General features: G+C 71.9%; 9 protein-coding genes. 6 read left to right on the top strand and 3 right to left on the bottom strand.

What is annotated here, in order from left to right; genetic code table 11:
- The 4 genes from GA0115259_RS20250 to msrB all read left to right on the top strand — a co-directional run.
- The coding region (locus GA0115259_RS20250; RefSeq protein ID WP_176732600.1) for a dihydrofolate reductase family protein at positions 1-353 on the top strand (353 nt) is incomplete at its 5' end.
- A gap of 148 nt (positions 354-501) precedes the next feature.
- Entirely contained in the window at positions 502-972 is a 471-nt protein-coding gene (locus GA0115259_RS20245) for an indole-3-glycerol phosphate synthase (protein ID WP_093599049.1), read from the top strand.
- Between the two features lie 49 nt (positions 973-1021).
- The gene (gene murC, locus GA0115259_RS20240; RefSeq protein ID WP_093599046.1) at positions 1022-2443 is read left to right on the top strand and encodes a UDP-N-acetylmuramate--L-alanine ligase; all 1422 of its coding nucleotides are present in this window, start codon (positions 1022-1024) and stop codon (positions 2441-2443) included.
- Between the two features lie 9 nt (positions 2444-2452).
- A complete protein-coding gene (msrB, locus tag GA0115259_RS20235; protein ID WP_093599043.1) occupies positions 2453-2860 on the top strand; it encodes a peptide-methionine (R)-S-oxide reductase MsrB in 408 nt (135 codons plus the stop codon).
- A 118-nt stretch (positions 2861-2978) separates the two neighbouring features.
- Here msrB and GA0115259_RS20230 read toward each other — a convergent pair whose 3' ends face one another.
- Together GA0115259_RS20230 and GA0115259_RS20225 are read right to left on the bottom strand one after the other, a co-directional pair.
- Positions 2979-5561, bottom strand: coding sequence for a GTPase-associated protein 1-related protein (locus GA0115259_RS20230; protein WP_093599040.1), 2583 nt, complete (start codon positions 5559-5561; stop codon positions 2979-2981).
- 353 nt (positions 5562-5914) lie between these two features.
- Positions 5915-6319 (bottom strand): VOC family protein, encoded by a 405-nt coding sequence (locus GA0115259_RS20225; RefSeq protein ID WP_093599037.1) that lies wholly within the window; start codon positions 6317-6319, stop codon positions 5915-5917.
- A 54-nt stretch (positions 6320-6373) separates the two neighbouring features.
- Here GA0115259_RS20225 and GA0115259_RS20220 point away from each other — a divergent pair, with 54 nt between their 5' ends.
- Both GA0115259_RS20220 and GA0115259_RS20215 read left to right on the top strand, forming a co-directional pair.
- Entirely contained in the window at positions 6374-7045 is a 672-nt protein-coding gene (locus tag GA0115259_RS20220; RefSeq protein ID WP_093599034.1) for a nucleoside/nucleotide kinase family protein, read from the top strand.
- A gap of 72 nt (positions 7046-7117) precedes the next feature.
- On the top strand, positions 7118-8083 hold the full coding sequence (locus tag GA0115259_RS20215; protein ID WP_093599031.1) for a DUF1444 domain-containing protein: 966 nt from the start codon (positions 7118-7120) through the stop codon (positions 8081-8083).
- 64 nt (positions 8084-8147) lie between these two features.
- Here GA0115259_RS20215 and GA0115259_RS20210 read toward each other — a convergent pair.
- A partial coding sequence (locus GA0115259_RS20210) for a helix-turn-helix transcriptional regulator (protein WP_141716629.1) occupies positions 8148-8791 on the bottom strand: 644 nt, incomplete at its 5' end.

Below are 8791 nucleotides of genomic sequence, written 5' to 3'. Positions count from 1 at the left end.
TCCTGGTCACCGGCGCCGAGGCACCGGCGGCCCGGCTCCGCGCCGCCGAGAAGGCCGGCGTGGAGGTGGTGATCGCCGGTGAGGGACCGGGCGTGGACGCCGCCGGTGCCGTACACGCCCTGGCGGAACGCGGCCTCGTACGGCTGCTCACCGAAGGCGGGCCACGGCTGCTCGGGCAGTTTGTGGCGGCGGGCGTGCTGGACGAGGTGTGTCTGACGGTGTCTCCGACGCTGACGGCCGGATACGCGCAGCGCATCGCGGGCGGCCCGGGTCCCGCCGTACCCGAACGGTTCGCTCTCGTATCGCTCCTGGAGCAGGACGGATTCCTCTTCACCCGGTACCGCCGCGTCTGACAATCCGCCGCGTCTGACAATCAGCGGAATTCGCCGTTCCGGTTAGCTTCCGGTGGGCAGACTTACTCTCGCAGACCCCGTGCGGGCACGGGGAAGGATGGTTTCAGCAGTGGGGCCGGACGGTCCATGAAGACGAAGGGCGCCTGTCGTGTTCACAAGCGTACTGATGATCGAGAAGCCCCTGACGCCCGAGGACGTGGAGTTCGTCACCACGCTCCATGGCGACGAGCCGGTGTCCTTCGTCGTGCTCATGCAGCCCCGCGGCGATCAGGCGGATGTGCTGCTGCGCGCCATCGACGATGTCGCGCTCGGCGAGCTGCGGGACGCCGCCCGGGAGGGCGGGACACCGGAGGGCGCGCAGGCCCGGGAGCCCGCGGAGCTGGCCCTCCAGGCATCCCTGGCCGGGCTGCGCGCCCAGGGCTCCGAGGCCACGGGCCAGGTGGTCGAGGAGCATCCGCTCGACCATCTCAAGGAAGTCGTGGAGGCGTCGGGCGCCGACGAGGTGATCGTGCTGACCGAGCCGCACTATGTGGAGGAGTTCTTCCACCGGGACTGGGCGTCCCGGGCGCGTCACAAGGTCGGCGTACCGGTGCTCAAACTCTTCGCCCACAGCGAATAGGCTGGGACGACACGTTTTCTTGTCGCTCGCGCACCTGGGAGAAACACGTATGGCACCGGCCCCCGCTGTCCCCGCCGACATGGAACGACCGCACTTCATCGGTATCGGCGGCGCCGGCATGTCGGGTATCGCGAAGATCCTCGCCCAGCGCGGCGCCAAGGTCGCGGGCAGTGACGCCAAGGAGTCGGAGACCGCGGAGGCGCTGCGGGCCCTGGGTGCCACCGTGCACATCGGCCACGCCGCGGCGCATCTCGCGGACGACGCGTCGTGCGTGGTCGTCTCCAGCGCCATCCGCGCCGACAACCCGGAGCTGGCGCGGGCCGCGGAGCTCTCCGTACCCGTGGTGCACCGCTCGGACGCGCTGGCCTCGCTGATGCGTGGACTGCGGCCGATCGCCGTCGCGGGCACCCACGGCAAGACGACCACGACATCCATGCTGGCCGTCGCCCTCACCGAGCTGGGCCTCGATCCGTCGTACGCGATCGGCGGCGATCTCGCCGGGCCCGGTACGAACGCGCGGCACGGCGAGGGCGAGATCTTCGTCGCCGAGGCGGACGAGAGCGACCGGAGCTTCCAGAAGTACGATCCCGAGGTCGCGATCGTCCTCAATGTCGAGCTGGACCACCACGCGAATTACGCGTCGATGGACGAGATCTACGAGTCCTTCGAGGCGTTCGCCGACAAGATCGTCCCGGGCGGCACACTGGTGATCTCCGCCGACCAGCCGGGCGCGGTCGAGCTGACGTCACGGGTCCGCGCGCGGTCGGCGGCCGGTGGTCCGGCCACGGTCGAGGTCATCACCTACGGTGAGGCCGAAACGGCGGACGTACGGGTCCACCGGATCACCGCACGAGGGCTGACCAGCGAGGTCACCGTACTGCTCGACGGCCGTCCGCTGACCTTCACCGTCTCGGTCCCGGGCCGCCACTACGCCAACAACGCGGTCGCCGCCCTCGCGGCCGGTGTCGCGCTGGGCCTTCCCGCGCACAATCTGGCCTCGGCCCTCGGCGCGTACACCGGCGTCAAGCGCCGCCTCCAGCTCAAGGGCGAGGCCGCGGGCGTCCAGGTGATCGACTCGTACGCGCACCATCCCACCGAGATGACGGCCGACCTGGAGGCGATGCGCGCCGCCGCGGCTCCCGGCTCCCGGCTGCTGGTCGTCTTCCAGCCGCACCTCTTCTCCCGTACGCAGGAGCTGGCCACCGAGATGGGCCAGGCCCTCGCCCTCGCCGACGCCTCGCTGGTCCTGGACATCTATCCGGCCCGCGAGGATCCCATTCCCGGTGTCACCAGCGCCCTGATCACCGACGCGGCCGAGGCGGCGGGCGCCGCGGTGACGGCGGTGTCCGACAAGAACGCGGTCGCCGGCACCGTGGCGGGAATGGCGGGACCCGGTGATCTCGTTCTCACCATGGGCGCCGGAGATGTCACGGACCTCGGTCCGCACATCCTGGCCCGTCTGACCGACTGAGGAGAGCGCATGTCGTACGACATCGACAAGCCGGACGAGCAGTGGCGCGCGGAGCTGTCGCCCGCGGAGTACCAGGTGCTCCGCAAGGCCGGCACCGAGCCCGCCTTCACCGGCGAGTACACGGACACGAAAACCACCGGTGTCTACTCCTGCCGCGCGTGCGGCGCCGAGCTGTTCCGCTCCGACACGAAATTCGAGTCGCACTGCGGATGGCCGTCCTTCTACGACCCGAAGGACACGGACGCGGTCGAACTGATCGAGGACCGCTCCCACGGCATGGTCCGCGTCGAGGTCCGCTGCTCGCGCTGCGGCTCGCACCTCGGCCATGTCTTCGAGGGCGAGGGCTATCCGACCCCGACGGACCAGCGGTACTGCATCAACTCGATCTCACTGCGACTGACTCCCGACGAGAACTGACCTTCGACGGGACCTGACCTCCGGCGCGAGCCGAGCCGGCGCGAGCTCAGTCCTGACCAGGGCTGAGCTCGCGGCCGTGACCGGGCCCGTTCATCGGCATGCGCCGGTCATGGACCGGTCATGGACGAGTACGGGTGCCGAAGCGGATGCCCAGCCGGCCCAGGGCGCCCGGCCGGTTCCACGTTCTGAACTCCTCCGCCTTGCGGTCGCCCGTACCTTCCAGACAGCGCTCGACGGCGGCGACATCGGCGGCGGGCAGCGCCCGTACGGCCGGCCGCAGCACCTTGTCGAGCAGGGCCGCGCGGGTCTCGTCCCAGGTCTTGTTCGCGCCGGGCAGCGCGGTCCAGGTGGTGAAGCAGTGGGCCGCGAAAGCCGGTACGGTACGCAGCCGTTCGCGTACGGGCTCGTCATGGGCGGCCCTGCGGTACGCGGCGGTGAGCTCCGCGTCGCCGCTGTGGACCAGCGCGTACAGCTCTCCCTCCGGCCGCTGCTCGGAGAGCAGTTGACGGCACAGGGCCCCGAACACCTGGTCGAGCACGCCCGGTTCGACCGGTTCCGCCGCGGCGCGCAGCGCCAGCGCCCGGTCGGTCCAGCCGGGTGCGGCCCGGCCCGCCGTGAGCTCGCCGGCGTATTCGAGAAGCTGGAGGGCGCTCCGTACGCGCGGTTCCAGCTCCTCGCGGAAGCCGCGCAGCAGATCGTGCGCGAGACCGGGCGAGTCCGGGCTGTCGCCCGGACCTTCGAGCGCGGCCCGGACGAGTGTGTGCCAGGTCCCGGCGGTCCGGTGGGCGTCCGAGCCGGTCTCCGCCAGCATCAACCGCGCCTCGCCGGGAGTCGGCGCGCCCTCGGCCCACACCAGCCGTACGGCGGTGCGCAGGACGAGCGGCTCGGCGAACGGCGAGACACCGCAGGCGCGCTGTACGGAGCGGAGGACCGCGAGGCGGTCGCCGTTCTCCGGCGCCGCGACAGCCGGGCCCGCCGAGCCCGCCACCTCCGCGCACATCCGCAGATGCGGTATGGCCTGAACTTCCGTGAGAGGAAGGTCGATACGGCCGAACAGCCGGGCGGCGGCGGACGGATCGTCCGCGGCGAGGGCGTCGAGTTCGCTGAGCAGTGTGGTGCGCAGATCGAAGTACTCCTCCAGCGCGGTCCGTACGACCGACGTGTACGCCGACACCGGATCCGCGATCAGCGCGCGCGAGAGCCGACGGGCCAGACCGGGCAGCAGATCCGCGCAGTCCACACCGAGGAGTTCGGCGACGCGCAGCAGCTCCGCCGCCCTGGAGGTGCCGGCCTGGGAGGCCGTGGAGGCTGGAGCGGTCGAGGTGGCCAGGTCAGGTCCTGCGCCGTCCGCGATGCCCGCGCGGAGTTCCGGGGCGAGCTGATCGGCGAGGCGCCGCTTGAGGTCCTCGGGCAGCGACACGATGTGCAGAGCGGGCAGTTCGAGCCCGGCGGCCGGATTACGGACGGCCTCCGTCAGGACGAGCGCCGCGAGCGGCGCGGTCGTACGGGCTGGAGCCCGGTCGCCGAGCACCGCGAACAGCCGTGCCAGCGCGGCCGTTTCGGCCGAACCACGGTCCGCGGTCGGCGCGGTCAGGGCCTCGGCGAGCTGCTCAAGACGCTGCGCGTCCAGCGCGTTCGCATGCTCGTACGCCCAAGTGGCCGCCGCCGTACGGCCGTTCGCGCCCGGGGCTATTCCCGTACACAGCGCGACAACGGCGAGCGGGCCCGGAGCGAAATAGGCGCCGGGCAGCGTCGCCGCCTCCGCGAACAGCTCGGGAGCCCTGCCCAGCCAGATCTGCGCGGCGGTCTCGGCCCAGGCGTCCACGGCGGAAGCGCCCGGTCCGGCCGATGTGCCCGGTCCGGCCGATGTGCCCGGTCCGGCGGAAGTGCCCGGTCCGGCGGAAGTGCCCGGTCCGGCCGCGCCCGTCGGCCGGGACGCCGTGCAGTCGATCACGCGGTAACGGTGGTCGAGCCCGGTCAGTTCCCGCGCGTCGTCCGGCAGCACACCGATGATCTGCTGTCCGGCCCGCTGAGGGCGCCGGGTATAGGTGGTGAAGGTCAGCCGGTGGGCGCTCGCGCCCGGCAGTACGGCGCAGGCCAGCGCGATCCACCGGGCCACATCGGCGCTGTTGCGCTCCACGAGGACCAGCCGCGGCGCGCTCTCCTCCTCGGCCAGCCCGCGCACGGCGGCGAAGAACCGGGCGAGCCACGGCGCGCGGGAGGCGGCGAACGACTCCAGCTCACGCCGGTCGAAGCCGCGCGACAAGGGCGGCCGGTCCAGCGGCGGGAGCGTCCCGCCGTCCGGCGTACCGGTCACCCACTGCGGTGAGTCCCAGGTGCTGATCGGCGGCGCTCCGGCGGAGAGCGCGGCGTCGGCGGGCAGCCGCACGGCATGGGCGTGGAAGGTTCCCCAGACACCGGTGAAGTCGGCTCCCGCGTATACCGCCCTGGCCAGCAGCCGGCTGCCGTCGGAGAGCACGCTGTGGCTCAACGACTGCGGAAACGAGGTGAGTTCGGCGGCGGTCGCCCGCAGTGGCGCGCCGGGCGGCGGCTCGTACCCGAGGAGCTGCTCGGCCTCCTTGAGGAGCGACTCGGGGACGCCGGGCGTGAGCGCCGTGAAGCGGAAGCCGGGTCCGCCGGGTACGGGCGATCCGTCCGCGCCCGGCACGGCGGAGGTGCAGTGGAGCTGCGCCAGGCTCATGCGCCGGCCCCTTTCGGTCCCGGCCTGTCCATATCGGCCCGTGCGGCCGGTACGGACAGCCGCGCGGCCGGGGCGCGGCCGGCACAGCAAGGGCGGATGACGGTCGTCATGTCAGCGAACCACCAGGTGAGCGGGGAAGCGTTCGTCGAGACGCGCGAAGGCGGCCCGGCGGCCGAGGAGAAGCCACGCGGGCGTACGGACCGGGCAGCAGCCCGCCCCGACCTCGCGCCCGACCGTACCGGCGCGACACCGCCCGGCACCACTCGGCCCCGGAACGTACGCGCTGTGTGCTCCGTCGTCGGACGGACTGCCGTGCTGTGTCCGGCGATCGAGGACGAACACTACGCGGGACACTACGCGGGCTGGAGCAGGTCCCAGAGGTTGCCGTAGAGATCCTCGAAGACCGCGACCGTGCCGTACGGCTCCTGGCGTGGCTCCCGTACGAAGCGGACTCCCGCGGCCAGCATGCGCGCGTGGTCGCGGGCGAAGTCCTCGGTGTAGAGGAAGAAGCCGACCCGGCCGCCCGTCTGCGCGCCGATGCTCGCCCGCTGGGCGCTGTCCTTGGCGCGGCCCAGCAGCAGACCGGTGCCAGAGCCGGTACCGGTGCCGTCGGAGCCGGGCGGCCGGACCACGACCCAGCGGGAGCCGTCGCCGCGGTCGGTGTCCTCGACCAGTTCGAAGCCGAGGGAGCCGGTGTAGAAGGCGATGGCCTTGTCGTAGTCGTCCACGACGACGGTGATGAGGGCGATGAAGGACATACGCGGGACGTTATACGTATGACTGATGGCCGGGCAAGATGGAAGAATGCGGCCATGGATGCGCAGCAGATCGCCGAGCTGACCGCCCGCGCCCGCCGGCTCGCGGACTCCGACGGGTCGGGTTCCGACGACGGGTCGGGTTCAGGCCGCCGCCGCGTTCGCCGCATCCTCGGTATCGCCGGGCCGCCCGGTGCGGGAAAGTCCACGCTCGCCGCCGCGCTGGTCGACCGGCTCGGCGGGCTCGCCGTACTCGTCCCCATGGACGGATTCCATCTCGCCCAGGCCGAGCTGAACCGTCTCGGACGGGCCGGCCGCAAGGGCGCGCCCGACACCTTCGACGCCACCGGCTACGCCGCCCTGCTCGCCCGGCTGCGCGCGCCCGAGCCCGGCACCGTCGTCTACGCGCCCGCCTTCGACCGCTCCCTGGAGGAACCGGTGGCGGGCAGCATCGCCGTCGGGCCCGGGACTCCGCTCGTCATCACCGAAGGCAACTATCTGCTGCACGACGCCGGTCCCTGGGCTCCGGTCCGTACGCTCCTGGACGAGGTGTGGTTCCTGGAGCTCGATCCGGTGATACGCGTCCGCAGGCTCGTGGACCGGCATGTCCGCCACGGCAAGGACCGGCCGTACGCGGAGCGCTGGGTCAGGGAGTCCGACGAGGCCAATGCCCGGCTCGTGGAGCGCGGCCGGGACCGCGCCGATCTCGTTGTCCCTCTGGCGGACTAGCATCGGAGGTACGACGATCACCGGCGGGCGGCGATCGCCCGAGCCCGGCCGGACATGAGCGGAGGCGATGGAGTGGGGCTGTTCCGACGAGGACCGAAGCGTGACAGTCGCGAGACGACACCGAGGGATCCCGCCTTCTCCTTCTTCTCGGCCGACGAGGCCGCGCGGTTCCGCGGCCAGGTCCGGGAGGCCTTCGCCGAGCGAGGGCTGGAGGTCACGCTCTACGCGGACATGGCGAAGGACAGCGCCGGACGCCAGTTCGGTCTGGGCAATCTCGCGGCGGTCTGCCACAACGACGACCGCGGTCCGCGTATCTGGGGCGTACTGATCCGTCGGCATGTCGGCATGGTGCTGCGCACCATGGACGCTCCTTCCGCACTGGACACCCTGGCTCCCGAGCAGATCCGCGCCCAGCTCTATCCACGGGTGATCAGCCAGGACGGTCTCGATCCGCAGACCTTCGGCTACGCGCGCTCCGTCGCGCCGGGGCTGTACGAAGTCCTCGCCCTCGATCTTCCCGAGAGCGTCATGATGCTCACCGACGAGGCGCTGGAGCCGCTCGGTGAGACACGGCAGCTGCGGGAGCGTGCGCTGCACAATCTCCGTGAACTGCCGGTCGAGGGCCGCGAGACCGTCAAGGACTCCGACGGGACCCGGTTCGAGGTGGTGCTCGGCGACTCCTTCTACACGGCGAGCCGGGTCCTGGCCCTGGAGACGGTCGTGGAGCAGCTCACGGGCCGGCCGATTCCGCCGGAGGGCGCGCTGGTCGCGATGCCGTTCCGCCATCAGCTCGCCTTCCATGTCATCCGCGACAGCACCATGATCCCGTCGCTGAACGCCATGGCCTCCTTCGCCGCCTCCGGGTACGAGGACACGCCGGGGGCCATCAGCCCGTATGTCTACTGGTGGCGGAGCGGCACGCTCACCCAGCTCAGCGACGAGGACGAGGACGGCGAAGGGCTGCGGATCGTGGTGGGCGAGGACTTCCAGGAGCTGCTGGAACGCCTGGTGGAACAGGACCCGCCGGACAGGCCGTAGGGACGGGCCGTAGGCCGCTCTGCCGTCAACCGCCTCAATTGCCTTCTGGCGACGTGCGCTTGGCTCATGGGATCGGCGGCGTCATGGGCGCGTCGGCCGCGGCGTCGGCGTAGCGGCGGGCCAGGCGCGCGAAGGCGTCCTTGAGCTCGGCCGGTCCTACGACCTCGATGTCGGCGTCGAATCTGCCGATGGCGGCGGCCAGTCCGGGCCATGACCATGAGCCCAGGACGAGCCGGCAGCGGTCAGGGCCGAGTTCCTCGACGACTCCGTCGTGGGTGTAGCGGGACACGGCGGAGGCGGGCAGGCCGAGGATCACCTCGCCGCGGCAGGGCCAGTCGTCGGAGCCGTCGGAGCCTCGGAACCTGCCGGCCACGAAGGAGGCCACGTTCCCTCCGGGCAGTTCGCGCGGGATGAAGCGCGGCCCTGTGGGAGTACGCGGAGTGATCCGATCGGCGCGGAAGGTGCGCCAGTCCTCGCGGTCGAGATCCCAGGCGACGAGATACCAGCGCCCGCCCCAGGTGACGAGGTGGTGCGGCTGCGCCCGGCGCGGTGGAGCCGCGGCGAGGCCGTCGCCGGTGGCTCCCGGTGGCGATGCGGAGGCGTAGTCGAAGCGCAGCACCTCGCGGGCGTGGACGGCGGCGCTGAGCGCCATGAGCACGCCGCTGCCGACCTGTGGGCCCGGCCGGCTCGCGGGCGGCTCGACGGCGG

Origin of the sequence: Streptomyces sp. MnatMP-M17, from assembly GCF_900091995.1 — a bacterium.
Taxonomy (GTDB): domain Bacteria; phylum Actinomycetota; class Actinomycetes; order Streptomycetales; family Streptomycetaceae; genus Streptomyces.
This window is presented reverse-complemented; position numbering and strand designations above follow the sequence as displayed.

What these genes read in the sequence shown, in the direction of transcription:
- murC (WP_093599046.1), top strand. Translation starts at nt 1,022, where the DNA reads ATGGCACCGGCCCCCGCTGTCCCCGCCGACATGGAACGACCGCACTTC.
- msrB (WP_093599043.1), top strand. Translation starts at nt 2,453, where the DNA reads ATGTCGTACGACATCGACAAGCCGGACGAGCAGTGGCGCGCGGAGCTG.
- GA0115259_RS20230 (WP_093599040.1), bottom strand. Translation starts at nt 5,561, where the DNA reads ATGAGCCTGGCGCAGCTCCACTGCACCTCCGCCGTGCCGGGCGCGGAC.
- GA0115259_RS20225 (WP_093599037.1), bottom strand. Translation starts at nt 6,319, where the DNA reads ATGTCCTTCATCGCCCTCATCACCGTCGTCGTGGACGACTACGACAAG.
- GA0115259_RS20220 (WP_093599034.1), top strand. Translation starts at nt 6,374, where the DNA reads ATGGATGCGCAGCAGATCGCCGAGCTGACCGCCCGCGCCCGCCGGCTC.